Annotated in this window: 25 protein-coding genes; 14 read left to right on the top strand and 11 right to left on the bottom strand. The window is 66.4% G+C overall.

From position 1 onward, the window contains the following. Positions 1-23 precede the first annotated feature (23 nt). The 8 genes from PM1_RS29595 to PM1_RS29560 are packed head-to-tail and all read right to left on the bottom strand — an operon-like array spanning position 24 to position 9,061. Positions 24-1,175: a glycosyltransferase family 4 protein gene (locus PM1_RS29595; RefSeq protein WP_009614716.1), complete on the bottom strand. Its 1,152-nt coding sequence runs from the start codon at positions 1,173-1,175 to the stop codon at positions 24-26. Continuing rightward, the gene (locus PM1_RS29590; protein ID WP_009614717.1) at positions 1,176-2,309 is read right to left on the bottom strand and encodes a glycosyltransferase family 4 protein; all 1,134 of its coding nucleotides are present in this window, start codon (positions 2,307-2,309) and stop codon (positions 1,176-1,178) included. Next, positions 2,293-3,681 (bottom strand): glycosyltransferase family 4 protein, encoded by a 1,389-nt coding sequence (locus PM1_RS29585; protein WP_009614719.1) that lies wholly within the window; start codon positions 3,679-3,681, stop codon positions 2,293-2,295. The genes PM1_RS29590 and PM1_RS29585 overlap by 17 nt, the downstream gene beginning before the upstream one ends. Then, on the bottom strand, positions 3,678-4,940 hold the full coding sequence (locus tag PM1_RS29580) for an ABC transporter ATP-binding protein (RefSeq protein WP_009614721.1): 1,263 nt from the start codon (positions 4,938-4,940) through the stop codon (positions 3,678-3,680). The genes PM1_RS29585 and PM1_RS29580 overlap by 4 nt, the downstream gene beginning before the upstream one ends. Next, a complete protein-coding gene (locus PM1_RS29575; RefSeq protein ID WP_009614726.1) occupies positions 4,940-5,737 on the bottom strand; it encodes an ABC transporter permease in 798 nt (265 codons plus the stop codon). Before PM1_RS29575 ends, PM1_RS29580 begins: the two co-directional genes overlap by 1 nt. Continuing rightward, a complete protein-coding gene (locus PM1_RS29570; protein ID WP_009614728.1) occupies positions 5,738-7,174 on the bottom strand; it encodes a mannose-1-phosphate guanylyltransferase/mannose-6-phosphate isomerase in 1,437 nt (478 codons plus the stop codon). It lies immediately after the preceding gene. Positions 7,175-7,178: 4 nt separating this feature from the next. Continuing rightward, the gene (gmd, locus tag PM1_RS29565) at positions 7,179-8,150 is read right to left on the bottom strand and encodes a GDP-mannose 4,6-dehydratase (protein WP_009614730.1); all 972 of its coding nucleotides are present in this window, start codon (positions 8,148-8,150) and stop codon (positions 7,179-7,181) included. 5 nt (positions 8,151-8,155) lie between these two features. Further along, positions 8,156-9,061, bottom strand: a complete 906-nt coding sequence (locus PM1_RS29560; RefSeq protein ID WP_009614732.1) for a GDP-mannose 4,6-dehydratase — start codon at positions 9,059-9,061, stop codon at positions 8,156-8,158. Between the two features lie 394 nt (positions 9,062-9,455). Here PM1_RS29560 and PM1_RS29555 point away from each other — a divergent pair, with 394 nt between their 5' ends. From PM1_RS29555 to PM1_RS29505, 11 genes are all read left to right on the top strand, one after another. Next, positions 9,456-11,000 carry a glycosyltransferase gene (locus PM1_RS29555; RefSeq protein WP_009614734.1) on the top strand — a complete coding sequence of 515 codons (1,545 nt, stop codon included), beginning with the start codon at positions 9,456-9,458 and terminating at the stop codon, positions 10,998-11,000. Continuing rightward, positions 10,994-12,301 (top strand): glycosyltransferase, encoded by a 1,308-nt coding sequence (locus PM1_RS29550; RefSeq protein ID WP_009614736.1) that lies wholly within the window; start codon positions 10,994-10,996, stop codon positions 12,299-12,301. The genes PM1_RS29555 and PM1_RS29550 overlap by 7 nt, the downstream gene beginning before the upstream one ends. A gap of 70 nt (positions 12,302-12,371) precedes the next feature. After that, complete coding sequence (locus tag PM1_RS29545) at positions 12,372-13,565, top strand: acyltransferase family protein (protein WP_009614738.1); 1,194 nt, start codon at positions 12,372-12,374, stop codon at positions 13,563-13,565. A gap of 84 nt (positions 13,566-13,649) precedes the next feature. Next, positions 13,650-14,480 (top strand): class I SAM-dependent methyltransferase, encoded by an 831-nt coding sequence (locus tag PM1_RS29540; protein WP_009614740.1) that lies wholly within the window; start codon positions 13,650-13,652, stop codon positions 14,478-14,480. A gap of 35 nt (positions 14,481-14,515) precedes the next feature. Then, positions 14,516-15,583, top strand: coding sequence for a DUF6311 domain-containing protein (locus PM1_RS29535; protein ID WP_009614742.1), 1,068 nt, complete (start codon positions 14,516-14,518; stop codon positions 15,581-15,583). Next, positions 15,580-15,747 (top strand): hypothetical protein, encoded by a 168-nt coding sequence (locus PM1_RS29530; RefSeq protein ID WP_024128836.1) that lies wholly within the window; start codon positions 15,580-15,582, stop codon positions 15,745-15,747. Before PM1_RS29535 ends, PM1_RS29530 begins: the two co-directional genes overlap by 4 nt. 150 nt (positions 15,748-15,897) lie before the next feature. Continuing rightward, entirely contained in the window at positions 15,898-16,110 is a 213-nt protein-coding gene (locus PM1_RS31265; protein WP_024128834.1) for a DUF1127 domain-containing protein, read from the top strand. Positions 16,111-16,205: 95 nt separating this feature from the next. After that, the gene (locus PM1_RS29520; RefSeq protein WP_009614746.1) at positions 16,206-16,523 is read left to right on the top strand and encodes a DUF2388 domain-containing protein; all 318 of its coding nucleotides are present in this window, start codon (positions 16,206-16,208) and stop codon (positions 16,521-16,523) included. Positions 16,524-16,638: 115 nt separating this feature from the next. Next, positions 16,639-16,932 (top strand): DUF2388 domain-containing protein, encoded by a 294-nt coding sequence (locus PM1_RS29515; protein ID WP_009614749.1) that lies wholly within the window; start codon positions 16,639-16,641, stop codon positions 16,930-16,932. Between the two features lie 40 nt (positions 16,933-16,972). Next, the gene (locus PM1_RS29510; RefSeq protein ID WP_009614751.1) at positions 16,973-17,308 is read left to right on the top strand and encodes a DUF2388 domain-containing protein; all 336 of its coding nucleotides are present in this window, start codon (positions 16,973-16,975) and stop codon (positions 17,306-17,308) included. Further along, positions 17,308-19,266, top strand: coding sequence for a DUF7844 domain-containing protein (locus tag PM1_RS29505; RefSeq protein ID WP_152604549.1), 1,959 nt, complete (start codon positions 17,308-17,310; stop codon positions 19,264-19,266). Before PM1_RS29510 ends, PM1_RS29505 begins: the two co-directional genes overlap by 1 nt. A 374-nt stretch (positions 19,267-19,640) precedes the next feature. On the opposite strand, the gene PM1_RS29500 is transcribed toward PM1_RS29505, so the two are convergent. Continuing rightward, positions 19,641-20,657: an energy transducer TonB gene (locus PM1_RS29500; protein WP_009614755.1), complete on the bottom strand. Its 1,017-nt coding sequence runs from the start codon at positions 20,655-20,657 to the stop codon at positions 19,641-19,643. Between the two features lie 66 nt (positions 20,658-20,723). Continuing rightward, positions 20,724-21,692: a CobW family GTP-binding protein gene (locus PM1_RS29495; protein WP_009614756.1), complete on the bottom strand. Its 969-nt coding sequence runs from the start codon at positions 21,690-21,692 to the stop codon at positions 20,724-20,726. Between the two features lie 74 nt (positions 21,693-21,766). Here PM1_RS29495 and PM1_RS29490 point away from each other — a divergent pair, with 74 nt between their 5' ends. Both PM1_RS29490 and PM1_RS29485 read left to right on the top strand, forming a co-directional pair. Beyond that, positions 21,767-22,129, top strand: coding sequence for a hypothetical protein (locus PM1_RS29490; RefSeq protein ID WP_009614759.1), 363 nt, complete (start codon positions 21,767-21,769; stop codon positions 22,127-22,129). A gap of 261 nt (positions 22,130-22,390) precedes the next feature. Further along, positions 22,391-23,038 (top strand): gamma-glutamylcyclotransferase, encoded by a 648-nt coding sequence (locus PM1_RS29485; RefSeq protein WP_043269912.1) that lies wholly within the window; start codon positions 22,391-22,393, stop codon positions 23,036-23,038. 1 nt (position 23,039) lies between these two features. Here the strand turns inward: PM1_RS29485 and PM1_RS29480 are convergent, their stop codons facing one another. After that, positions 23,040-23,255, bottom strand: a complete 216-nt coding sequence (locus PM1_RS29480) for a DUF3079 domain-containing protein (RefSeq protein ID WP_009614763.1) — start codon at positions 23,253-23,255, stop codon at positions 23,040-23,042. A gap of 188 nt (positions 23,256-23,443) precedes the next feature. On the opposite strand from PM1_RS29480, the gene PM1_RS29475 reads away from it, so the two are divergent. Further along, on the top strand, positions 23,444-24,025 hold the full coding sequence (locus tag PM1_RS29475; protein ID WP_009614766.1) for an alpha/beta hydrolase: 582 nt from the start codon (positions 23,444-23,446) through the stop codon (positions 24,023-24,025). Positions 24,026-24,198: the final 173 nt, after the last annotated feature.

The following is a 24,198-nucleotide window of genomic DNA, read 5'->3' as shown; positions in this document are numbered from 1 at the left end:
GAAACTGTACTGGTGAAAGGCCGCTAGATTGAGCGGCCTTTCTGCTTTTCCAGGCCCGGATCGGCGAACAGCAGTTCCCGATACAGACCGGCCCAGCGCCGTCCCATGGTCTCGGCGGTGAACAGTTCCTCGTAGCGCGCCTCGGCCTTCCTGCCCATCTCGGCTGCGCTCTCCGGGTGCTCCCATATCCAGCGCATCGCCTCGCGGAACGCCTTCGGCTCGCTGGGCGGCACCACCAGCCCCGTCACCCCCTGGATATTGATGTAGCTGGTGCCCGTCCCGATCTCGCTGGAAATCATCGGCTTGCCGTACATCGCGCCTTCCAGCAGGGAGATACCGAACGCCTCCGAACGCAGGTGCGAAGGAAACACGATGGCGCGGCTCAGTTGCAGCAGCGCCACCTTGTCCACCTCGCTGACCCGCCCCAGGAAGCGTACGTGGCCTTCCACTCCCAAGGCAGCGGCCTGCGCCTTCAGCTCGGCCTCCAGCGGCCCGGCGCCGACCACCACCAGCGGGTAGCCGGTCCCCTGGATCGCTTCCAGCAGGATGTGCAGGCCCTTGTAGTAGCGCATCACCCCGACGAACAGGAAGAAACCCTCTCCCACCCGCTGGCGCCAGCCGTCCAGGCAGTTCGCATCGGGCTGTGGATAACCCGTCTTGTCCAGCCCGTAGGGAATCACTTCGGTCTTGCCCGGGAAGCGCCGCAACACCTCGCTGGTGGCCAGGTAGTTGGGCGAGGCCGCCACTATGCGGTCGGCGCAGCCGAGGAAGCCGTTCATCAGCGGCTGGTACAGCTTGAGCAGATGGCGCTGGCGGACGATGTCCGAGTGGTAGGTCACCACCATCGGCTTGCGCACCCCGGAGAGGAAATGCACCAGGTCCATGAACGGCCAGGGGAAGTGGAAATTGATGATGTCGGCCTCGGCGGCCAGGGCACGGAAGCGCGGCAACACGCTGTAGGAGAAGCCCGTCGAAGCCAACTGCAGGTCCAGGCGCGCACGGTGCACCCGATGCCCATCTACCTCCACTACCGGTGGCTCGGGATTGGCGCTCAAGGTGAGCACCTCGTTCTCGATGCCGTGGGCCTCGCCGCTGCGGCAGAGCTGGTTGATCACCTGTTCGATCCCGCCCACGGAGTCGGGCAGGTAGGTCTTGAAGAAATGCAGAACGCGCATTCAGCCTCCCATGGCCTGGCGATAGGCCTCGACGGTGGCGCGGGCGCACGCCTGCCAGCTGAAAGCCCCGGCGCGGTCCAGCCCCAGGCGCCGCAGACGTGCCCATTCGTTCCCGTCCTCCAGCAGCCGCTGGATGGCATCGGCCATGCCCTGCTCATCCTGCGGCTCGACGAAACAGCCGGCCTCGCCGGCCACTTCCGGTAGTGACGAGGTGCGTGCCAGCACCGTAGGCACGCCGCTGGCCATGGCTTCCAGCACCGGCAGCCCGAAGCCCTCGTAGAGCGACGGGAACAACAGCAGGCGCGCGCCGGCGAGTACGCACGCCAGGGTGTCGTCGTCCAGGTAGCCGAGCAGGCGCACCTGGCCGCCGGCCAGCGCCACGGCCAGTTCCGCGTCCAGCTGTTCCTGGCGCCAGCCGGCCATGCCGGCGATCAGCAGGGGATAGCGCTCGCGCAGCGCCGGCGGCAACTGGGCATGGGCGCGCAGGGCCTGCTGCAGGTTCTTGCGCGGCTCCAGCGTCCCCACGCAGATCAGGTAGCCCCCGGCTTCCAGAGCCAGTGGCGCCAGTACAGCTCGCAACTGTTCCGCCGTGCGCGGCCGGAAGCGCGGCGCACACCCCAGGGGCGCGACCATCACCCGCTCCGCCGGCAGGCCGAAATACGCACGCAGCTCCTCGCCGACGAAGTGCGAATCCACCAGGATGCGCCCGGCCCGGGCCACGCCTTCTCCGACACGCCGCTCGATCTCCGCCAGGCGGTCACGCGGCTGGGTCTGGGGATAACGCACGTGGGTCAGGTCATGCACCGTCATGACCATGGGGCCCTCGAACGCCAGCGGCCACAGGCTCGGTTCGTGATACAGCTGCACATCCCGCTCGCGCAGGCCCCGGTCGAAGCGCTGCTGCTCCAGCCAACGGCGGATCCGGTAGGCGCCCGGCACCCGCCTGGCCGCGGCACTCCAGCGCGAATAGCCCGGCAACGCCGCCCGCGGCAGCGCCTGCGACCAGCCCCAGCCATGGAAATAGTCCAGATCCACGCCGGGCTGCTCGCCCAAGGCCTGCGCCAGCGCCGCCACGTATTGGCCGATGCCGGTGCGCGGGGCCTGGAGGATGCGGGTGTTAAGCGCAACCTTCACGCTGTTCGTCCTTTTCCGGCGCCCCTCCCAAAGGCTGTTGCCACTGCGCCTGCACTACGCGCTCGATGAGTTGCTGGCTGGCCTCACGCCATCCGATCCAGCGCCACTCGGACACCGGCCGTTGCGCCGGAAACTGGCCCGATTCTTCAAAGCGCTCCACGAGCGCCGCAAGGGAGTCCGGCTGGTCCAGATCGAAATAGGCCATGAAGTCGCCGCCGATCTCACGGAAGACCGGGATATCGCTGGCCATGGCCGGCAACTGGCGTTGCATGGCCTCTACCAGTGGCAGGCCGAAGCCTTCGACGAAAGACGGGAACACCAGTGCCTTGGCGTTCGCATAGGCGTGCTCCAGGCCTCGGTCGTTGAGCTTGTGGAAAACATGCAGGCGCTTGTTCAATTCCGGATGCCGGCGGATGCGGGTGACCAGGTCCTCGCACTTCCAACCGACGCGCCCGATGATGCACAGGCGGACCGGGGAGCCACGCGCCCAGAGACGCTCGAAGGCGTCCAGCAGATAGGCGTGGTTCTTTCGCGGTTCTATGGTGCTGACCATCAGGTACACCGGCGCACCCGCCTCGAACATCCGCAGCAGGCGCGGATCGATACGGCCGGGACGGTCAGCCAGGTCCAGCTCCGAGCCCAGGTAGAAGTGGTCGAACCAGATCTGCCCGGCCACCGCCTCGCCCCGACGGCGGACGATCTCGGCACGCAGTTGGTCGCGGATGGTGGTGGAGATGCACATGAAGCCATCGGCCATTTCGGCGATCCAGTCGAACCAGCGGTCGAAAACACGGACCAGGCCGGCATCGCAAAACTGCGGATGCATAGAGGGGATGAGATCGTAGATCACCGAGACGATGCCCACGCCCTGCGCCTTGAGACGCTCGGCGACGGGGAAGAAATCGGCATGCCAGGACGAGTCGAGCAGCAGCAATTGGTCGCCCGGCAACGCCTCCATCGCCTGCACGCGCTCAGGCACCACATGGTTGCGCGAGGCATAGGTGGCGAATCGCAGCGGCAGGGTGAAGCTTAGGCTGGCCAGCTTGCAGAGCATGTAGAGAGCCCGCCGCGCATTGTGCCAACGGTTCATCGGCCAGCGCCGCTCCAGTCGCGCGTGCCACATCCAGTAGTCGTTACGCAGTTGCTCCAGGGCCACGCGCATGCGGCTGTGCCAGGGCAGGTCGCGGCCGGACAGGGGCGCCAGCGCCAGTACCCGGAACATACGCCCGCGCAGGAAGACCACGGGTATGCACTCGACTTCGGCCTGGACCGTATCGAGATTGCGGATGACATTGCGCACGACGCGCTGGATGCCCGAGTTCACTTCGGGGTGTTCGAAGACGTATGTGCATTCGATGAGTATGCGCATCATGGCAGGCTGCGCCTCAGTTCGAGCACTTCCGCTGCAGCGCCCAGGCGCTCGACCGCAAGCTCCGCCCCCAGCCAGGAATAGCCGACGAAGTTCTCGTGGCTGGCGTTGGCCACCTGGAACAGCATGGCGCAGTCGCGCCATTCGTAGCTGCCGTCCAGGTGCGAGTCACGCCTGGAAAGGCTCAAGGAAACCGAGTAGTTGCCTGGTCCCAGGCGCATCGGGAAGCTGTATCGATACAGGATGCGCTCACCTGCCCGGATATTCTCCAGCATCTGCTTCAGGCGGTAGGAGTTGATGCCGTACATGGCCTGGCCCAGGCGGTCCTTGAGCATGAACCCCAGCACCAGTTGGCTGATGTCCTGGGTCGCGCGGACCACCACTTCCAGCGTCACCTCGCTGCCCACTTCGATGATTTCCACCGAGGTATCCTGCTCCAGCAGGCGCACCGACTCGACCTCGACCTCCCCGGTACCGGAAATGGTCCGCGTCTTGCCGTTGGCCAGCATCTCCTGGCGTACCCGATGGTTGAGGCCGGCCGTCATGCGCGCATGGTAGTAGTCCATGACCATCTCCGGGTCGCCTTGCTGCACGACCCTGCCGAACTCCAGCAGCACGGCGCGATCGCAGATGGACTGGATGGCGAAGCGGTCATGGGACACGATCAGCAGCGTGGTGCCGTCGCGGCGGAAGCTACGGATGCGCTCGAAGCTCTTGTGCTGGAAATAGGCATCGCCCACCGAGAGCGCCTCGTCGACGATCAGCACGTCAGGGCGCCTGGCGGTGGCCACGCTGAACGCCAGGCGCATCTGCATACCGCTGGAGTAGGTGCGCACCGGCTGGTCGATGGCGTCACCGATCTCGGCGAAGGCCTCGATGGCCGGCATCAGTTCCTCGATTTCCTCGCGCTGCAGGCCCTGCAACTGCGCGGCCATGAATACGTTCTGGCGGCCGGTGAATTCCGGGTGGAAGCCCATGCCCAGCTCCAGCAGCGCCGAGACCCGCCCGCCAACGCTGCAGCTGCCGTGGGTGGGCAAGGTGGTGCCGGTGATGATCTTGAGCAGCGTGCTCTTGCCGGCGCCATTGGAACCGACCAGCCCTACCGCCTCGCCGGGCGCGATGTCCAGGTCGATATCCTGCAGCACCCATTTCTGCTGGTGGCGCGGCCGGGCGCCGGGAGACAACCATTCGAGCAGCCGAGCCCAGCGCGAGGGATACTGGCGGTAGGCCTTGCCGAGTTGCTGGATGCGTATGTGGCCCATCAGAGTTCGTCCACCATCTCGCCGGAACGGCTACGGAACAACCCCAGCGCCAGGACGCACAGCACCAGGGCCGAGAGCAGCAGCGGCAGCAGGTCAGTCCATACGGGCCAGCGGCCATATAGGAAGAGGTTCTGGTAGGACTGGATCAGCGGCGTCATCGGATTGAGCTGGATCAGCCTGCGGATGCTCTCCGGCAGGATGCTGGTCGGGTAGACGATGGGCGTGAACCAGAACCAGAACTGCAGGAGGATGCCGAACAGTTGCCCGACGTCGCGGAAGAATACGTTGAGCACGCCCAGCAACATGCCCAGCCCGCAGGCGAACAGCAGTTGCAGCAGGAGCAGGACGGGGAAGGCCAGCAGGGCGATGCCGGGCAGCCGGCCGGTGATGGCCAGGAAGCCGCAGAACAGCGCGAAGATGATGGCGAAGTTCACCAGTGCGTTGAGCACGCTCACCACCGGCAGGCAGATGCGCGGGAAGTTGAGCTTCTTCAGCAGGTTCGCGTTGTCCAGGAACATCGTCAGGCTGCGCCCGACCACCTCGGAGAACAGGCCCCAGGTGAGCAGCCCGGAACAGATGAACACGCCGAATGCCATGCGGTCATCGACGCCCGGCAACCGCGCCCGCATCACCTCGGAGAAGATCACCGTATACACCAGGATCATCGCCAGCGGGTTGAGCACCGTCCAGGCCGCGCCCAGCATCGAGCCGCGGTAGCGCGACTCGAACTCGCGGCGCACGCTGCCGGCGACGAAGCCGCGGTATTGCCAGATTCCCTGGAACATCCTCGCCAACATCTAGCAAGCCCTGCCGTACTGGTCCTCGAAGCGGACGATGTCGTCCTCCCCCAGGTATTCGCCGCTCTGCACCTCGATCATCACCAGGTCGATGACGCCGGGGTTCTCCAGGCGATGCTTGTGCCCCGCAGGGATGTAGGTGGACTCGTTGCTGTTCACCAGGCGCACGCCCTCGCCATTGGTGACCTTGGCCATGCCACGCACCACTATCCAGTGTTCGCTGCGGTGATGGTGCATTTGCAACGACAGTGAGGCCCCCGGCTTGACCACGATGCGCTTGATCTTGAAGCGCGGCCCTTCCTCCAGCACCGTGTAGGTTCCCCACGGACGGCTCACGGTGCGGTGCAGGCGATAAGCCTCGTGCTCGCTGTCCTTGAGCTGCTTGACCACCTTGCGCACGTCCTGGGCGCGCTCGGCGTGGGCGACCAGGATGGCGTCTGCGGTATCGATGACGATCAGGTCGGACACGCCCACGGTGGCCACCAGGCGGTCGTCGCTCTGCACGTAGGTGTTGCAGGTATCGACGAACACCGCGTCGGCGGCTGCGCGGTTGTTCTGCGCATCAGGCTCGACCAGCGCGCTCAGCGCCCCCCAGGAGCCGATGTCGCTCCAGTCGAAGGCCGCCGGAACCACCGCGACGCGCTCTGAGCGCTCCATCAGTGCGTAGTCGATGGAAATGTCGGGGAAGGCGGCGAAATGCTCGCCGCTCAGTTCCTGCTGCACCACCTGGCCCAGTTCGTCGCCGCTGCTGGCCTCGTGGCAGGCGATGGCGCTGGCGAGGATTTCCGGAGCGTGGCGTTCCAGCTCGCCAAGCAGCGTGGCGACGCTGAAGCAGAACATGCCCGAGTTCCAGAGGAAATCACCGCTGTCGAGGAATTGCCGGGCAGTCTCCAGGTCGGGCTTCTCCACGAAACGCCGAACCCTGGCACCGCGGCCCTCGTCCAGTTGCTCGCCCATCTCTATGTAGCCGAAACCGGTCTCCGGTGCCGTGGGCACCACGCCGAAGGTGACCAGGTGACCGGTCTCGGCCAGGGCGGCTGCGCGCTCGACCGCCCGGCCAAAGGCCTCGAGGTCGCGGATCAGGTGGTCCGCCGGCATCACCACCAGCAATGCCTGGTCGCCGTGCCTGGCACGTACCGCCAACGCCGCCATCGCGACCGCAGGCGCCGTATTGCGCCCCACCGGCTCCAGGACGAAATGTCCGCGCTGGCGCAGCTTGGCGGCAAGGAAGTGATCCTTGCTCTGGAAGTAGTAGTCGCGGTTGGTCACCGTAACTATCTCGCCATCGCTGGGCAAAAGGCCGGCTGCCCGGCAGTAGGTCTTGTGCAGAAGGGTCTGGCCATCGGGCAGCGCCATGAAGGGTTTGGGCTGCCCCTCGCGGGAAACCGGCCACAGGCGCGTCCCGGCCCCACCGGAAAGAATCACAGGAACCAGCATGGCGCTACTCCTTGTCGACTCGCCGCAGGTCGGCATCCACCATCATGTGAATCAGATTCTCGAGGCTGGTCCTCGGACTCCAGCCCAGCACCCGTTCGGCCTTGGCCGGGTTGCCCAGGAGCACGTCGACCTCCGCGGGGCGGATGAAGGCCTGGTCGACCACCACGTGGTCCTGGTACTTCAGGCCGACGTAGTCGAAGGCGATGCGGCACATTTCCCGCACCGTGGTGGTCACGCCAGTCGCCACCACGTAGTCATCGGGCTTTTCCTGCTGCAGCATCAGCCACATGGCCTCGACATAGTCGCCGGCGAAACCCCAGTCGCGCTTGGCATCGATGTTGCCCAGGCGCAACTCCTTCTGTTTGCCGAGCTTGATCCGCGCCACGGCATCGGTGACCTTGCGGGTCACGAACTCGATGCCACGCAGCGGCGATTCGTGGTTGAAGAGGATGCCGCTGGAGGTGTGCAGGCCGAAGCTCTCGCGGTAGTTCACCGTGATCCAGTGGCCGTACAGCTTGGCCACGCCATAGGGGCTGCGCGGGTAGAAGGGGGTGTTCTCGTCCTGCCGCTCGGCCTGGATCAGGCCGAACATCTCGCTGGTGGAGGCCTGGTAGAAGCGCGTCTGCGGGCTGAACTGGCGGATCGCCTCGAGCAGGTGGGTAACCCCCAGGCCGTCGACCACGGCGGTGGTGATCGGCTGGTCCCATGAGCTGCCGACGAAGCTTTGCGCCGCCAGGTTGTAGATTTCATCCGGCTTGGCCTTGATGACCGCGCGCTGGATGGACGAGGCATCGGCCATATCGCCATCCAGATAGACCAGCTCCGATTCGATGCCCAGCTCGCGCAAACGCCAGCGGGTATCGGAGCTGCGCCGGGCCACCAGGCCGTGCACGCGGTATCCCTTTTCGAGCAGCAGTTTTGCCAGGTAGGCACCGTCCTGGCCCGTCACTCCCGTGATGAGTGCGTTTCTTGTCATTGTCGCTACACCCGTGATGCCCAGTCCGACAGGATCGCCGTCAGAGTCTGATTTATCGTTATGTCCGGCTTCCAGCCGGTCGCCTCGTGCAGCTTGGAATGACTGCCGCATACACGGCGTTGTTCCGCACGGCGCATGCGTGCGGGGTCCTGCACCAGTTCGATCTCCACCTGGGCGAGATCGGCCAGTTGCTGGATCAGGTCGCGAATCCGCCGTTCTTCACCGGAGCAGACGTTGTAGACCTGTCCGGGGCGGCCGCCTTCAAGCAAGGCGAAGTAGGCCGACACCACATCGCGGACATCCAGGAAGTCGCGGCTGACGTCGATGTCGCCAACCAGCAGCCGAGGCTCCTGCAGGCCTGCGCGGATCAGAGCGATCTGTCGTGCAGCACTGGCGATGACAAAGTTCTCCTTCTGCCCGGCGCCCACGTGGTTGAAGGGGCGCGCGATCATCACTCGCCAGCCTTCGGTCATGCCCCACTGCAGGCAGAGGTGTTCGGCCGCCAGCTTGCTGACGGCATAGGGGTTGCGAGGCGCAGGCAGAAGGTCTTCGCGGATGGGAAGGTGTGCTTCGTCCACCTGGCCATAGATGTCCCCGGAACTGACGTAGAGGAAGTCCCCGGAGAAACCGAGAGCCTTGAGCGCCTGCAGCAGGTTGAGGGTACCCAGGAGATTGACCTGCAGCGTACCCGCGGGATCGCGAAACGCTTCCGGGACGAAGGTCTGCCCGGCGAGATGGATGACGGCATCCGGCCGCTGACTGTAACCGGCACGCACCGCTTCCGGATCGGTGAGGTCGGGGCGCTCGGGCACCTCGAGCAGTTCCCACACGCTCTCGTGCTGATCAAGCCAGGTTCGGATGTGGTGTCCGACGAATCCCGTGAGGCCGGTGACCAATAGGCGCTTTCTCAAGAGAACCCCTTGTCATGAGCACCCAGGGAACATCCGACAGGTGCTACGAGCTGGAAAGGTGCCTGCAGAAGTCGCGAAAATGATGCGATTAGGATTCTTCTGCTGTTGTACTTATCTCGTTAACCTGTAGTAAATGAATGACAAATTCAACCTAAAGCTGAGTGACCGGTCGGTTCTGCTTCAATTTTTCATACATGGTACTTAAGCACTTTTCGAAGCCGGCTGAGCTGTGTTTAGAATGCGGCCGCCAGCGCTTGCACCTGTCCAGTCCGACAACCCGGTCGTCGACTGGACAAAAGCCCCGCCCCGGCCGCCAGGGTGGTAACAAGAACAATACACAGGCAACGGCCTGTAAGGCGCTGCCGGCAGCGCCTGCACAGTGTTGTAGGACCGTATGGACTTCATCCTGTTTTCGGATATTGGCGAGAGCACCATCGACAGCAGTCTCGGCACTCCCGAGTACAGCTATTTCTTCGTTCTCAAGGCCTATCTGCCGGTTCTGCAGGCGCTTGGCGAAGTACATCGCCCGCAGAGCCTGCAGGAGCTGGAAGCCACCGCCCGCCGGCTGCGCGCGGCCGGGCGTGATTGCCTGGCACTGTTCTTCGGCCCACCGCACAAGTCTCCGCTTTCCCTCGCCTGTCCCATCCTCTGCGTCATCGCCTGGGAATACGACAGCATCCCCAACGAAACCTGGAACGATGATCCGTGCTCGGACTGGCGCTACGTGCTCAGCCGGCATGGCGGGGCGATTAGCCTGTCGTCGCACACAGCCCGGGCGATCCGCGCCTCGATGGGGGAGGACTTCCCGGTGATTCCCCTGCCGACACCGCTCTGGGAAACCTATGCCAGCCTCGGCGGACAATCGCTGGCCAACGCCATCATCGAGCCGACGAAACTGCATATTCGTGGCTGCATCCTCGATACCCGACTGCTGGGCCTGTCGGCCGACGGACTCATCGCACCGATACATGACATTCCCGCCGTCGCCGACGAGCCCATCGAGCCCATTATCGAAGCCGTGCCGGCACTCACCTGGCGACGGCGCGCGCTGATCACCCGGCATTACCTCCTGATGTGGTACCGCGAGGCCGTGCGCGACCTCGTGCCCGCCGCGCTGCGCCGGGGCCTGAGCCGACTGCTGCGGCGCCCCAGCCCGCCAGCGCCGGCCGAGCCGCCCGCAGCATCCTCCGCAACCGTGATCGAAGAGCATCCCCAGGCGCAGTTGCCGGATACCTCGCAACTGGTCGAGGTCCAGGTGGAGGGCGTGGTCTACGTCTCGGTATTCAACCCTGCGGATGGGCGCAAGAACTGGGAGAACCTGGTCATGGCCTTCTGCTGGGCGTTCCGCGGCACTGCCGACGCGACCCTGGTGCTCAAGATCACCCAGAAGGACCTGGCCAGCTACTACGTGCACATGCTGACCCTGTTGTCGCAGTTGGCCCCCTTCGCTTGCCGTGTCGTAGTCATGCACGGCTTCCTCGACGACGAACAATTCCAGCGCCTGCGCGAGGCCACCAGCTACTACGTCAATGCCTCGCGCTGCGAAGGCCTGTGCCTTCCGCTGATGGAGTTCCTGGCCTGCGGCAAGCCGGCCATAGCCCCGGCGCACACCGCGATGGAGGACTACGTCGACGGCGACCTGGCCTTCGTCGTCCCCGCTTGCCGCGAACATGCCGTATGGCCCCAGGACACTCGCCTGAGCTACCGGACCATACGCTACCGTCCGGACTGGGGCGCACTGAAGCAGGCATACCTGGACAGCCACGGGATTGCCCGGCAGGCCCCGGAGCGCTATCAGGCGATGTCCATGGCCGCACGCCAGCGGATGCGCGAATTCGCCGGCGAGGAGCGTTTCGCGAACGAGCTGGGTGAGTTCCTCGGCACCTTCCTGGGTACCGGCAGGCCCGACAAAGCCGTCGCGGGAGACGCGGCATGCTGATCCTCATCCATTCGGAAACCAACCGCAGCAACATCCGAGAGAACCTCGGCAAGCCCGAATACAGCTATTACTTCGTACTGAAGGAGTTCCGTCCGCTACTCGAACGCCTGGGCCAGGTGATGGAAATCAGCGATCCGGACGACCTCGTCGATCGGATCTACGCCGACTGCCAGCGCCGCGGCGAGGAGTGCATCTTCCTGTCCTTCTCGCCACCGCATCGCACCCCCATTCATTACCGTTGCCCGACCATCCCGGTGTTCGCCTGGGAGTTCAGCGTCATCCCTTATGAGAGCTGGTACGGCGAGCCGCGCCACGACTGGCGCCTGGTGTTCGACCGACTGGGCGCGGCCATCACCCATTCCAGCTTCACCGTCGACTCGGTACGCCAGTCCATGGGGCCGGACTTCCCTGTGGTGAGCATCCCAGCCCCGGTCTGGAACCGCTTCGCCGCCCTGGCGGCCCGTCTGCAACGCAGGCCGGTGGCCGAGCAGCTGGAATTGCAGGTCGACGGCCTGGTGATCGACAGCCGTGTGGACGACGTGGGCGGCTATGCCCCCGAACCCCATCGCGATGCGCCACGCATTGACTTCGAGGCCTCGCGTGGAAGGCGGAAACTGCGCCTGGACGGAGTGATCTACACCTCGGTGTTCAACCCCTACGACGGCCGCAAGAACTGGATCGACATGCTCGGCGCCTTCTGCTGGGCCTTCCGCGATTGTGAAGACGCCACCCTGGTACTCAAGCTCACCCACCACTGCATCGACGATGCGCTGGCGGACATGCTCCACCACCTCTACAAGCTCAGGCCCTACCGTTGCCGCTTCGTGCTGATCCACGGCTACCTCGAGGATGCCGACTACGAACGCCTGGTGGAGGCCACCAGCTACGTGGTCAATACCTCCTACGGCGAGGGGCAGTGCCTGCCGCTGATGGAGTTCATGTCCTGCGGCAAGCCGGCCATAGCCCCGCGCAATACGGCGATGCTCGATTACATCGACAGCAACAATGCCTTCGTGGTGGATTGCACCGAGGAACTCACTGCCTGGCCCCATGACCCGCGGGCGGCCTACCGTACCCTGCGCTACATCACCAACTGGGACTCGCTGCTTGCGGCCTACCAGGAAAGCTATCGGGTGGCGAAGGAAGACCCCCAGCGCTATGCGCACATGAGCGAGGCCGCAGTGGACGCCCTGCAGGCGTTCTGCAGCATGGAGCAGGCGCAGGCCCGGCTGTCCGCCTTCCTCGCTGCCCTGCGGGCTCGCAGGGCGATAACGGGCGATGAGCCATGCGCAAGTCTGTGACTATGGCATTGCCATGTCGATCATCGGCTTGCCCCGGACATGGCCAGCCGGCAATGGCGGAGGGTGTGTCATGCATCGGTTACCGATGACAGACCGCCAGGGCCACACACCCGGCCGGCGTATCCAGGACATCGAGCTGCTGCGGGCGCTCGCCGTGGTCAGCGTGGTCGTGCACCATGCCCATGGCAATCTGTTCCACTGGCCCACGCCGCTGTTCGATGCCTTCTTCCGGCGCTTCGAGCTGTGGTGGGGCGTCGATCTGTTCTTCGCCATTTCCGGCTTCGTCATCGCCCGGGACCTGATTCCCCGCCTGCAGGGCTGCAACGGTATCGCCGAGTTCTGGCGCAACAGCGTACAGTTCTGGGTCAGGCGCGCCTTCCGCCTGCTCCCCTCGGCCTGGCTCTGGCTGCTGCTGATGCTGGTGGCCTGCCGCTTCCTGAACGAATCGGGCGCCTTCGGCACATTGTCCACCAACCTCGCCGCAACACTCGCGGGGATACTGCAATACGCGAACTTCCGTTTCGCCGACAGCTTCTTCCGCTACGAGTACGGCGTCAGCTTCGTCTACTGGAGCCTGTCGCTGGAGGAGCAGTTCTACCTCCTGCTGCCGCTGCTGATATTCGTCTCGCGCCGCTTCCTGCCCTGGATTCTGGTAGGGGTGATAGCCGCCCAGTTCTTCGTCTGGCGCACGCCCTTGCTGATGGTGCTGCGCACCGACGCCCTGGCCTGGGGCGTGCTCCTGGCCCTGGCCAGCCACAAGGCCTTCTATGTATGCCTGGAGCCGACCTGGCTGTTGCGCTGGCGCCCCCTGGGGCTGATCCTGGCGGCACTGCTGGTGCTGGGGTTGACGCGGGTGTCCACCGAGCAGCACCTCTGGTCCGTCTGGCGTATCGGGGTGATCGCCCTGTTCAGCGCGGCCCTGGTCTGGCTGGCCTCCTATGATCGCGGCTACCTGACCCTTCCCGCGCCCCTGCAACGCCTTGGCCTCTGGCTGGGCAGCCGCTCCTATGGCATCTATCTCATCCATATCCCGGCATTCTTCCTGACCCGGGAAATTGCCTTCCGCCTGTATGGCGACAGCGCCCTGGACGGCACCCATACCCTGCTGTTCCTGGTCCTGGCCATCTGCACCATCGTCCTTTGCAGCGAAGCGAACTACCGCTATGTCGAGTTGCCGCTCAGAGCACGCGGCACCGCCATTGCCCGGCGTTTCTCGACCGAGGCGCCGCCTACCGCAGGAGACATCCGCAATGAGGCAGCCTAGCCGTCGTCGCGTCCCCGTCGAGTTTCCCGGCTGCGCAGACAAATCCCGCATTTCCCCGCTCGGAACGCTTCTGGAGAACTGGCCATGCTGAACCGGCTGAAGAATTTCCTGACCACTCCTGCCGCTCCAGCGGCGAAGGAAAGCACGGGCAGCGCCGCCGAGCCACGTGTGGATCCATACATGCTGGGCCTCAAGGATGCAGCCCTGAGCGGCTGGTTCGACCAGCAGAACGGCGAGCTCTACCGCGGCTTTCCCGTGGGCCCCGAGGACACGGTGCTGGATGTCGGCTGCGGCAACGGCGGCAATGTGCACTTCTGCGCCATGCGTGGCGCGCGCATCATCGTGGCCGACATCGACGCCGAGAAGATCGAGGCCACCCGCCAACGCCTGGAAGGAAGCGCGGCCCGCAGCATCGAGTGCCTGGTGACCGACAGTGCTCCGCTACCGATTCCGGACGCCTCCATCAGTCGTGTGGTCAGCACCGAGGTCATCGAGCATGTGGACGACCCCCGGGCCTTCCTCGCCGAGTTGGTCCGCGTGGGGCAACCCGGCGCCCTCTACCTGCTTTCCGCCCCTCATCCCTCCTCGGAGGAGCTCCAGCGGGGCTTCGCCGCCGCCGATTATTTCCGCAAACCCAACCACGTGCGGGTGATCGGCGAGCAGCAGTTCAGGGACTGGGTGACGGAAGCGGGCCTGGAAGTCGTCAGCCACGGCCAATATGGTTTCTACTGGTCTTTGTGGATGCTGTTCTTCTGGGAGGCCGGCGTCGGGTTCGAGAATCCCGACCATCCGCTGCTGCACAACTGGACCAGGACCTGGGACGTCCTGCTCGATTCGCCTCGCGGTGCCGCCATCAAGGAGGCGCTGGACCAGGTGGTCGCCAAGAGCCAGGTGATAGTGGCGCGCAAGCCGTGACGCAAGCGCCTCGCCACCGACAGGGAATGTGAAGGATGAGAAGCCCGGCATTGTCGAGCAACCGGCACTTCGGTCTGGAATGGCTGTGGAGCCCCGCGCGTCGCAGCATCGCCTACGCTTTGCCGCTGCTCATGGCCGTGGCCCTGGTGCTGTATCTGTATCCGGGTACCTTCCTGGCCGGGCATGGCAGGTTCTTCGAGGGCGGCGATGCGGCCTCTCATGTGTCGGGGTGGCTGTTCTTCGAACAGGGCCACTGGCATTTCCCGCTGTTGAAGACGGATCGCCTCAACTATCCCGACGGCATCAGCATTGCCTTCACCGACAGCATCCCGCTGCTGGCCCTGCCGCTCAAGTTGTTCGCCGGGGTGTTGCCCGCGGGCTTCCACTACTTCGGCCTGTGGCACGCCATCTGCTACCTGTTGCAGGCAGCCACCGCGGTTTTCGTGATTCGCTCACTGGGTATCCGGCATCTGCCAGGTGCCCTGTTCGCGGCGGGTTTCGCCCTGATCTGGCCGGCCCTGACGCACCGCCTGGGGCACACGGCGCTCATGACCCAGGGGCTGCTCCTGCTGGCCCTGGGCACCTATCTGAGGGGCCATTCGGGAACATGGTCCGTTCGCCGAACCTGCACGGCATTCATCGCAATCACCGCCAGCGCCCTGCTGGTACACCCCTACCTGTTCGCCATGAGCTATCCGCTCCTGCTCGTCTATCTGGTGAGCCAGTGGCGGGCTGGAAGCCTGGACCTGAAACGCGTCTGCCTCTGGCTCGCAGGCTCGCTCGTGGTGCTGTTCGCCATCCTCCTGGCGGGCGGCTATCTCATCGGCAAGGGCGCCGCCGCCGGCGGCTTCGGCATCTATTCACTGAACCTGCTCTCGCCTTTCTGCGGTGGCCTGCTGTGTTCCAGCCACTACGCGACACCGGGTCAGGATGAAGGCTTCAACTACCTGGGCGCTGGCGTCCTGCTGTTGCTGGCCACCAGCGCGCTGTTGGAACCCCGTGCGTTCCTCCGTTGCGCTACCGCATCACCTACAGCGCCAGCGGCAGTCCATCACAGCCGGTGGGTAACTGGGATGTCGTCAGCAATGCGACGACCCAGGTGATCATCCTGGCCCAGGGCCCGCTGATGGGTACCGAAGGCGAACCCAGGACGCTGGAGGGTATTTTCGACGTGGCAACGGCCAGCTCGAGCGCGGAAATCCGTACCTTCAGCAATGGAGCCGGCGAATTGGCGTTGATCAGCGTCGAACTCCTGCCTAAGCGCTAGGTAATATTCGCCTGCACAGTAAGGCGCCGGAACGGCATAACAGTGCCCCTGGGGACCTCGACTGTGCCGGAATGATCGTCGGCGCTTGTGTCTGTGAGGGCCACGCCCGGGGCGTGCATCCTGTCCTTCCGTCACCAGAAGGACAACCACATGAACCGGGTTCTCGCTCCTTTCCGTTCGTCTGCCGGTTCGCGCCTGGACGCCCGAAGCCTGTGGCGGAAGATCGCTGGTCGGATCGCCATGTACCTGCAAAACGCCCGCACCCGCCACCAGCTCGCCCAGCTCGGCGAACGCGAGTTGGCCGACGCCGGCATCGACCGTTGCCAGCGCGAGCGGGAACTTTCGAAACCTTTCTGGCGCTGAGCGGCTGGCCGCCGGGGGCGGGCTCCGCTAGTCTGCATCGGTAGCGCGCGGCAGCTTTGGCCGCGCGGTTTCATCTCGACTGGGAGTGTCCATCCATGAATCGTCTGCGCCTGCTTACCGCCGCCGCCCTGCTCACCTGCGCCAGCGGCGCCTTTGCCAGCAGCTTCATCGTCACTACCGATGCGCTGGTCGGCGCCACCAAGGCCACCTCCGACGGTACCACCGACATCACCAACTCCTTCCGCGACGACAAGATCGTCCTGGACGCCCGCGACGACGCCGCCACCTTCGTCGCCACCGCCGGGCAGGTGCGCGGCGCGCACCTGGAAGCGGCGCTGCGGCACATCCGCGGCAAGCTGCCGAGCCTGGCCGCCAACGACCTGCAGCTGGCCCAGGCGATCCTGGTCATCTGACTTCCCCCTCGGCCCGGAGACGCTTTTTCAGAGCGTCTACCGGGCCTGCGAGGCTGGCTCTTGCCGGCACATTCCGTTAGCCTTGTCGGCTGTGCTTTTCCGATCGCCATAGCCCATGCGCAGCCTCCTATTCCTGCTCACCGGCCTCTGCCTGGCCACCCCCGTGCTGGCCTTCGAACAGACCACCATGTTCGTCGCCGGCAGCAGCTACGTGACCAGCAAAGTCACCAGTACGCCTTTCGAGAACAAACTGCTCGGTGCCGCCCGCGATGATGCCGCCAGCTACATCGCCACCGACGGCCGGGTGCGCGGAGCGCGCCTGGAACAGGCGTTGCGCTGGCTGCGCAAACAGCATCCGGAGCTCGCGGCGAACGATCGGGAACTGGCCGAAGCCATTCTTGCCCAATAGTCAGTCGTGAGCAGCGCCCGCTGCCGTTTCGGAGACTCCCATGCGCCTCAGCTCGATCCCCAAGAGCCCCCTGATCCTCGGCCTGCTGCTGGCCGCCTGCGCCTCCAGCGCCCAGGCCCAGTCGGTCATCCGCCTGTTCAACATCACCACCAACGCCATCGGCCGCAGCGTGGACTTCACCTCCGACACCACCACCTCGATCCGCGACATGAAGATCGTCCGCGAGGCCCGCGACGACGCCGCCAGCTTCGTCGCCAGCGAAGGCGCCATCCGCGGCGCGCAGCTGGAAGCGGCGCTGAAGGTGGTCCGCGAGAAGGTGCCGGACGCGCGCGACGCCTCCGACCAGCAGTTGGCCGAAGCCATCCTCGCTCTGTGATCCCCCGCGGCCGCCGCGCTCTGGCGGCACTGGGCCTGCTCGCCGCCGTCGGCGCCCGGGCCGATCTGCGCCTGGAGCTGCTGCCCGACGGCCTCGCCCCGGCGCAGCGCCAGGCCAGCCAGCAACTGCTGGATGACGTCCGCCAGGCGCTGCCGCCACTCTTCGTCCAGGCCCTGGACCGCCGCGTCGAGGTGCAATGGCGCGACGACCTGCCGGGCAACGGCATGGGCCAGGCCCTGCGCCCCGGCGCCATCGCGCTGAACCGCAAGTACCTGGCCGCCCTCACCGACGGCAGCGCCGCCACCCTCAAGACCGGCCGCAGCCACGGCACCCTGCGTCGCGAACTGCAGGCCACGGTGGTCCACGAGCTGACCCACCTGTACGACCGCGGCCGCCTCTGGCTGCCCGCCGAGGCCCGGCTGATCCAGCGCTGCACGCGCCAGCAGGGCAGCATCGGGCGCATCGGCGAGGGCGCCGAGTGCCGCGGCCAGGCCAACCGCCGCTTCACCCTCTCCGACGACCCGCGCCTGCTCGACCTCGCCGGCTGGCCGCAACTGGCCGGCAAGCGCGGCCAGCGCGAGCACGACAACCGCTTCGTCCTGCGCAGCCCGGACCGCTACGAGCTGAGCAACCCGCGCGAGTTCGTCGCGGTGAACATGGAGTACTTCGTCCTCGACCCCAGCTACGCCTGCCGCCGCCCGGCGCTGTACCGCTACTACGCCGAGCGCTTCGGCGAGCGTCCGCAGCGCCAGGCCTGCGAACAATCCTTCGCCTACCTCAACGCCGGCCGCGACTTCGGCCGCCAGCCGCTGGGCAGGCTGGATCCGGAGCGCGTCTACGAGGTCGACTACCTGCTGGCCGAGGCCAACGACCAGTGGGTGAGCCGCTGGGGCCACGCCATGCTGCGCCTGGTGGTGTGCGCCCCGGGCCGGCCGCGCGGCCCGGACTGCCGGCTGGACCTGGACCAGCACCTGGTGCTGTCCTACCGCGCCTTCGTCGGCGACCTGCAGCTGTCCAGCTGGGACGGTCTGACCGGCTCCTACCCGTCGCGGCTGTTCGTCCTGCCGCTGTCCCAGGTGATCGAGGAATACACCAAGATCGAGCTGCGCAGCCTGGCCTCGATCCCGCTCAAGCTCAATCGCCAGCAGATCGACGAGCTGGTGGAGCGGGCCATGCAGGTGCACTGGGGCTACGACGGCAACTACTACTTCATTTCCAACAACTGCGCGGTGGAAACCCTCAAGCTGCTGCGCAGCGGCATTCCCGACCCGCGCCTGCAGGACCTCGACAGCATCACCCCCAACGGCGTGGTGCAGATCCTCGAGAACCGCGGCCTGGCCGACGCCAGCGTGCTCGACGACTCCAAGCGCGCACTGCGCCTGGGCTACCGCTTCGACTCCTTCCGCGACCGCTACCAGGCGATGTTCGAGGTGCTGCGCCAGCGCCTGGACATTCCCCAGAGCAAGGTCGAGGACTGGTTGGCCCTGCCCGCCAGCGAGCGCCGCGCCTGGTTCGACAAGGCCGACCTGCGCGCCAGCGCCGCCATGCTGCTGCTGGAGCAGGCCTCGCTGCGGCGCCAACTGCAACTGGCCCAGGACGAGCTGAAGCGCCTGTACCTGGGCCACCGCGACGACGCCCGCGCCGACCCCAAGCTGGTGGCGGCGGGCAAGACGCTGCAGCAGATCCTCGACGACAGTGGCTTCCTAAGCCAGCCGGCGGAGCTGCTGGACAGCGGCTACGGCCTGCCGCAGCCGGGCGAGTCGACGCGCCTGGAACAACAGACCCAGGCCCGCCAGGCGCGCCTGCGCCAGCTCAGCGACAACCTCGACCAGGAAGTCCGCGCGCTGCTGGAGCCGGAGCGCCGCGAGGAGTTGCAGGCGCTGGAGGCCAATCTCAAGCAGCTTGGTGCGCACTTGCGGGCGCTGCACAAGGCGGCGGGTGGGTTCGAGTTGCCTTGAGGGGCTGTTTCTGTAGGAGCGACTGCGCCAAAGCGCTTTTCGTAGGATGGGTTGTTCTCGCAGGAGCGAGCTGTGCTCACTTGCGGGTTCGGTGCATTGGTTTGACTTTGTTCCCTCTCCCTAACCCTCTCCCTGAAGGGAGAGGGGACCGTTCGGTGTGCTTGGATGTTCTGAAGTCAGCCGGCGGCACCGTTGGTTTCCGACTGAAGCCATTCCTCCTCTCGGCACGGACTAGCCCCCTCTCCCTTCAGGGCGGGGCGCGCAGCCGAGGGCTGGGGAGAGGGGCTCTTCAGGACACACAACCCCACCCGGCAGAACTCAACACAAACAAAAAACGCGCCCAAAGGCGCGTTTTTCATCAACCGAAGAACCCCTCAGCGGCGCCCCTCCAGCTTGAAGTAGAAGACCTTGGTCGCCTGCCGCGCGACGATCCGGCCGCCGCTGATGCGCGGCTCGAAGCGCCAGGTGTCCATGGCCTGGCGCACGGCGTTGTCGAACATCCGCGGCGGCGAGGAGTCCAGCACCTGGATGTCGTCGATGCGGCCGTCGGCGGTGATGGTGAACAGCACCTTCACGTGGCCTTCGATGCCGCGGCGCTGGGCCATCAGCGGGTACTTTGGCGAATCCATGCGCAGCGGCTTGATGTCGCTGTCGTTGAGGCTGCCGGTGGGCAGGCCGGCCGGGCCCTGGGTGCCGGTCGGGGCGGCCTGGGCGCCCGGGGTGCTCTGGCCCACGGTCGGCGCGGCCGGAGGCGGCGGCGGGGCGGGCGGCGTCGGCTCGGCCTGGGCTTGCTCGGCCGGCTCGGGTTCGGGCTTGGGTTTCGGCTTGGGCTTGGGCGCCTTCTTCGGCACCGCCTTTTCCACCGGCTTGGGCTTGGGTTTCGGCGGCTCCGGCTTGGGCGGCTCGACCACCGGCTCCGGCGGCGTGGGTTGCGGCGGCTGCGGCTCGGGCGCGGCTGCCGGCGGCTCCTTCACCGGTTCGGGCTTGGGCGGCAGCTGCACCACGCTGACCTGCATGGTCGGCACTTCGCCACGGCCGAGGTTGAGCTCGTCGGGGCTGGGCACGGCCCAGACCAGGCCGGCGACCACGGCCAGGTGCAGCACCACGGACAGCCCGGAAGACTTCCACCAGCCCGCCTGCTGGGGCGGCTGCTCCGCGTCTTCCACGCCCTCCACGGGCGCGGCGTAGGGGATCAGCAGTTCGGCGACGGGCACTTCCTCGTCGCGGCGGGCGCCGGAGCAGTCCACCAGACGCAGGTTGGCTTCATTGCCACGCTGGGCGCTGACGCAGGGCAGCGAGAGTCCTTCGTCGCTGTCGGAAGACGAAGGAAGTTCCGCGGCGGACGCGACGAGAGTGGAACTCGCCGGCGAGCGCGATTGCGATGGCGACATGTGCGAAGCCTGTGGAGAAATGACAGAATCTGATAATTATTATCATTCGCCCCGGGTATGGCAACCTTATTGGCCATCCGGCAACCAGGCGCAGGTCAACATTTGCTGCTGCAGCGCCTGCGGATCCTGCTCTTTGGCGAAGATCAGCTCCAGCCGATTGTCCCGCCGCCAGGCGCTGGGCTGCCAGGGTTCGGCGCCCGTCACCCGGTTGCAGGCCAGCCAGCCGTCCTCGCAGTGCAGCACCGCCTTGGCCCGCAGCAAGCCGTCCAGGCCGGCCAGCCAGGCCTCCAGCGCCGCGCGGCGGAAGCGCCAGTCGGCGTGCAGGCGCCAGCCGACGGCCTGATGTCCACCGTCGCTGTGCACCTGGCGCAGGGGCGCGGCGCGGGTCAGCAGTACCGGCAGTTCGGCCGTGGGGGCTGGCAGTTCCACCGCCGCGGCCGGGTCGAACGCTGCGACGAACGGCAGGCTCGCGAAGGGCAGGCGCCCCTGCTCGGTCCACACCAGCGGCAGCGCCGGCAGGCTGGCTTGCAGACGCGCGCGGGCCGCCTCATCCAGGGCTTCGCTCTTGTTCAGCACCAGCAGCGCGGTATCGGCCAGGGCCTCCTGCTGCGCCTCTGGCATCGAGGCCCCGGCGGCCAGCGCCGCGGCATCCAGTACCAACAGCAGCGGCTGCGGCGCCAGCACGCCGCGCCAGGGCGCCTCGCCCAGCTGGCGCAGCAGGGTGCGCGGGTGGCCGAGGCCGGAGGGCTCGATGAACAGCCGCTGCGGCCGCGCCTTGCGCAGCAGGCGGGTGAGGCCGACCTGGAAGGGCGCGCCGTTGACGCAGCACAGGCAGCCGCCGGCCACCTCGCCTATGGCCACGCCGTCGGCGTCGGCGGCCAGCAACGCGGCGTCCAGGCCGACCTGGCCGAATTCGTTGACCAGTACCGCCCAGCGCTCGCCAGGCGGGCGCTGGGCCAGCAGGTCGCGGATCAGGCTGGTCTTGCCGGCGCCCAGTGGGCCGCCGATCACATGGGTGGGAATCTGTTCGAGCATGGCGCCATGTTGCCGCCTGACGCAGGCCGGGAAAAGCGCTAGAGTCGGCCCTTCGCTCAAAGGACCCCGTTTTCATGCGTCTGCCGGCCCTGCTCCTGTCGTCCTGCCTCGCCCTGCCAGCCCTTGCCCACGCCGAAGCCTGCGTGGTGCACAGCCGCGGCAAGAACCTCGACGTGAAGGTCTGCCAGCAGAACCGCAGCATCCCGGCGAAGCTGTTCCACGAAGGCTTCTGTCAGCCGCAGCTGAAGGACCAGCAGGTCGAGGTGACCTACGCCGACGCCTGCCCCAGCGGCGCCTTCGGCGTCTGCAACAACGCCCAGGTGCCCAACAGCCCCTACCGTCAGGACATCCACTACTACGGCGTAGCCAGCGACGCGCGCTTCCTCCAGCCGTTCTGCGAAAGCCAGAGCAAGGGCCAGTGGCAGGCCGGCAAGTGACCGTCACGCGCCTGTCATGGGCGGCTGTTCTACTGCTGGTCGGGTACCTCACACCCACTGGCGCCCCACGCCAGCAAAGATCTTGGTGATAGGGCCGCCCCGCGCGGCCCTCTTTTTTCCGACTCTATTTCCCGCGTTTTCGCCATCCGGACCGGCGGTATCGCCGTTCGTCCGCGCAAAGGTGTCTTGCGCAGCCGCCCCTTCTGTCAGAAGGTCACATCCGCTAAGTTTTCAGAGCGTGAGGTACCTTGGGGGTTACGCATGAGCACGTCTATGAACCTGGACGGCCCCTTCTATCCACCGGCGCTGGGGGCGCCGGAACGACTCAGCGCGGAGCAGTTGCGCGCCTCGCTGGAAATCACCATGGCCGAGCACGGCGGCGGCGCCGTCTGGCTGTTCGCCTATGGCTCGCTGATCTGGCGCCCGGAGTTCCCGGTGGCCGAGGCCAGCCGCGCGCGGGTGCACGGCTACCACCGCGGGCTTTACCTGTGGTCGCTGACCCACCGCGGCACCCCGGAGATGCCCGGCCTGGTGCTCGGCCTGGACCGCGGCGGCTCCTGCGCCGGCTTCGCCTACCGGCTGCCCGACGACGACCTCGACGCCAACCTGTTCGCCCTCTGGCAGCGCGAGATGCCCTACGCCTCCTACCGCCCGGAATGGCTCAGCTGCCGCCTGGAGGATGGCCGCCGGGTGCGCGCCCTGGGTTTCGTCCTCGAACGCCACCTGCCCAGCTACGCCGGCTCGCTGCCGGACAGCATCGTGCAGCGCGTGTTCGACAGCGCCCAGGGGCACTTCGGCACCACCCGCGAATACGTCGAGCAGACGGTCAGCGCGCTGCGCGCCTGCGCCATGCCCGACCTGAACCTGGAGGCCCTGCTGGCGCGCTGCTGCGCCAAGGCCAGCGGCTGAGTCAGGGCGTCGGCTGGCGCACCTCGATCGGTTGCGCCGGCGTCTCGTCCAGCCCCCAGTCTGACCCATCCGCCCAGTCCTCGCCGAAGGTTTCGATGGGGTGCTGGGTGCGGCTGGAGCCATTGCCGCAACCCATGGCTGAGGCCGGGCAGTAGCGGTCGCAGCCCCAGCAGATGCGTTCGGGGTGGGCGGGGTGCAGGGGGAATTTCTTGGCCATGGAGGTTCGCCTGAAGGGAGTGGGCCTAGCTTCGATTCAACGCCTTCCGGCGCCCTTCGTACTTGTCGCGAATCAAGAAGTGCGGGAATAAGCAAATGCAGCATAAGCAAAGCATTTTTTATTCCTTAATTTATTGACGAAGCCCACCTACACTGCCTCCCCATGACGACTTTCAGGGGGATGAACCCATGCGCAGCGAACGCGTCCGCTATGTCCTGGTGCCCGGCTGGCACGGCTCGGAGGACGAGCACTGGCAGAGCCACTGGCAGCGCGCGCTGCCCAACGCCTCGCGGGTGCAGCAGCGCGACTGGGTGACGCCGCGGCATGTCGACTGGGTCGCCGAACTGGACCGCGAGATCCGCCGCCAGCCCGGCCGCGTGGTGCTGATCGCCCACAGCCTGGGCTGCGTCACCGTCGCTTCCTGGGCCCGCCGCGCCGGGCCCAGGGCCCTGGCCCAGGTGGCCGGCGCCCTGCTGGTGGCGCCCGCCGACGTCGAGCGCGAGACCTGCCACGCGGCGCTGCGCAACTTCGCCCCCATCGCCCTGGACGCCCTGCCTTTCCCCAGCGTGCTGGTGGGCTCGGACAACGACGCCGCCTGCAGCCCGCAGCGCGCCCTGCAGCTGGGCCGCGCCTGGGGCGCCGAGACGCTGATCCTGCCGGATGCCGGGCACATCAATGTGAAGTCCGGCCACGGGGCCTGGGAAGCCGGCTACCGTCACCTGTTCCGCCTGCAGTACCTGATCGACCAGCGCGAACGCCGCCGGGCCTGAGCGAGACGGAATGTAGGGGCCACTGTCTTGCGCCGATGTGCCCTTCGTAGGATGGGTTGAGCTTGCGATACCCATGCTGCCGTGGTGATGGGTATCGCTTCGCTCAACACCATCCTACGAAAAGCCGTGCTTCCCTGGAGGTGTAGGCGAGCCCTGCCCGCGATTTCGCGCGC

Source organism: Pseudomonas sp. M1, assembly GCF_022760135.1.
Taxonomy (GTDB): Bacteria; Pseudomonadota; Gammaproteobacteria; order Pseudomonadales; family Pseudomonadaceae; genus Pseudomonas; species Pseudomonas citronellolis.
The sequence above is the reverse complement of the archived record's forward strand: the minus strand, read 5'-3'. Positions and strand labels throughout refer to the sequence as shown.

Bases quoted from the DNA above. Each gene is read 5' to 3' on its own strand.
- PM1_RS29500 (WP_009614755.1), bottom strand. From the start codon at position 20,657: ATGTCGCCATCGCAATCGCGCTCGCCGGCGAGTTCCACTCTCGTCGCG.
- PM1_RS29495 (WP_009614756.1), bottom strand. From the start codon at position 21,692: ATGCTCGAACAGATTCCCACCCATGTGATCGGCGGCCCACTGGGCGCC.
- PM1_RS29540 (WP_009614740.1), top strand. From the start codon at position 13,650: ATGCTGAACCGGCTGAAGAATTTCCTGACCACTCCTGCCGCTCCAGCG.
- PM1_RS29510 (WP_009614751.1), top strand. From the start codon at position 16,973: ATGCGCCTCAGCTCGATCCCCAAGAGCCCCCTGATCCTCGGCCTGCTG.
- PM1_RS29550 (WP_009614736.1), top strand. From the start codon at position 10,994: ATGCTGATCCTCATCCATTCGGAAACCAACCGCAGCAACATCCGAGAG.
- PM1_RS29570 (WP_009614728.1), bottom strand. From the start codon at position 7,174: ATGCTGGTTCCTGTGATTCTTTCCGGTGGGGCCGGGACGCGCCTGTGG.
- PM1_RS29575 (WP_009614726.1), bottom strand. From the start codon at position 5,737: ATGTTGGCGAGGATGTTCCAGGGAATCTGGCAATACCGCGGCTTCGTC.
- PM1_RS29535 (WP_009614742.1), top strand. From the start codon at position 14,516: ATGAGAAGCCCGGCATTGTCGAGCAACCGGCACTTCGGTCTGGAATGG.
- PM1_RS29555 (WP_009614734.1), top strand. From the start codon at position 9,456: ATGGACTTCATCCTGTTTTCGGATATTGGCGAGAGCACCATCGACAGC.
- PM1_RS29585 (WP_009614719.1), bottom strand. From the start codon at position 3,681: ATGATGCGCATACTCATCGAATGCACATACGTCTTCGAACACCCCGAA.
- PM1_RS29485 (WP_043269912.1), top strand. From the start codon at position 22,391: ATGAGCACGTCTATGAACCTGGACGGCCCCTTCTATCCACCGGCGCTG.
- PM1_RS29475 (WP_009614766.1), top strand. From the start codon at position 23,444: ATGCGCAGCGAACGCGTCCGCTATGTCCTGGTGCCCGGCTGGCACGGC.
- gmd (WP_009614730.1), bottom strand. From the start codon at position 8,150: ATGACAAGAAACGCACTCATCACGGGAGTGACGGGCCAGGACGGTGCC.
- PM1_RS31265 (WP_024128834.1), top strand. From the start codon at position 15,898: ATGAACCGGGTTCTCGCTCCTTTCCGTTCGTCTGCCGGTTCGCGCCTG.
- PM1_RS29515 (WP_009614749.1), top strand. From the start codon at position 16,639: ATGCGCAGCCTCCTATTCCTGCTCACCGGCCTCTGCCTGGCCACCCCC.
- PM1_RS29580 (WP_009614721.1), bottom strand. From the start codon at position 4,940: ATGGGCCACATACGCATCCAGCAACTCGGCAAGGCCTACCGCCAGTAT.
- PM1_RS29480 (WP_009614763.1), bottom strand. From the start codon at position 23,255: ATGGCCAAGAAATTCCCCCTGCACCCCGCCCACCCCGAACGCATCTGC.
- PM1_RS29595 (WP_009614716.1), bottom strand. From the start codon at position 1,175: ATGCGCGTTCTGCATTTCTTCAAGACCTACCTGCCCGACTCCGTGGGC.
- PM1_RS29545 (WP_009614738.1), top strand. From the start codon at position 12,372: ATGCATCGGTTACCGATGACAGACCGCCAGGGCCACACACCCGGCCGG.
- PM1_RS29490 (WP_009614759.1), top strand. From the start codon at position 21,767: ATGCGTCTGCCGGCCCTGCTCCTGTCGTCCTGCCTCGCCCTGCCAGCC.
- PM1_RS29520 (WP_009614746.1), top strand. From the start codon at position 16,206: ATGAATCGTCTGCGCCTGCTTACCGCCGCCGCCCTGCTCACCTGCGCC.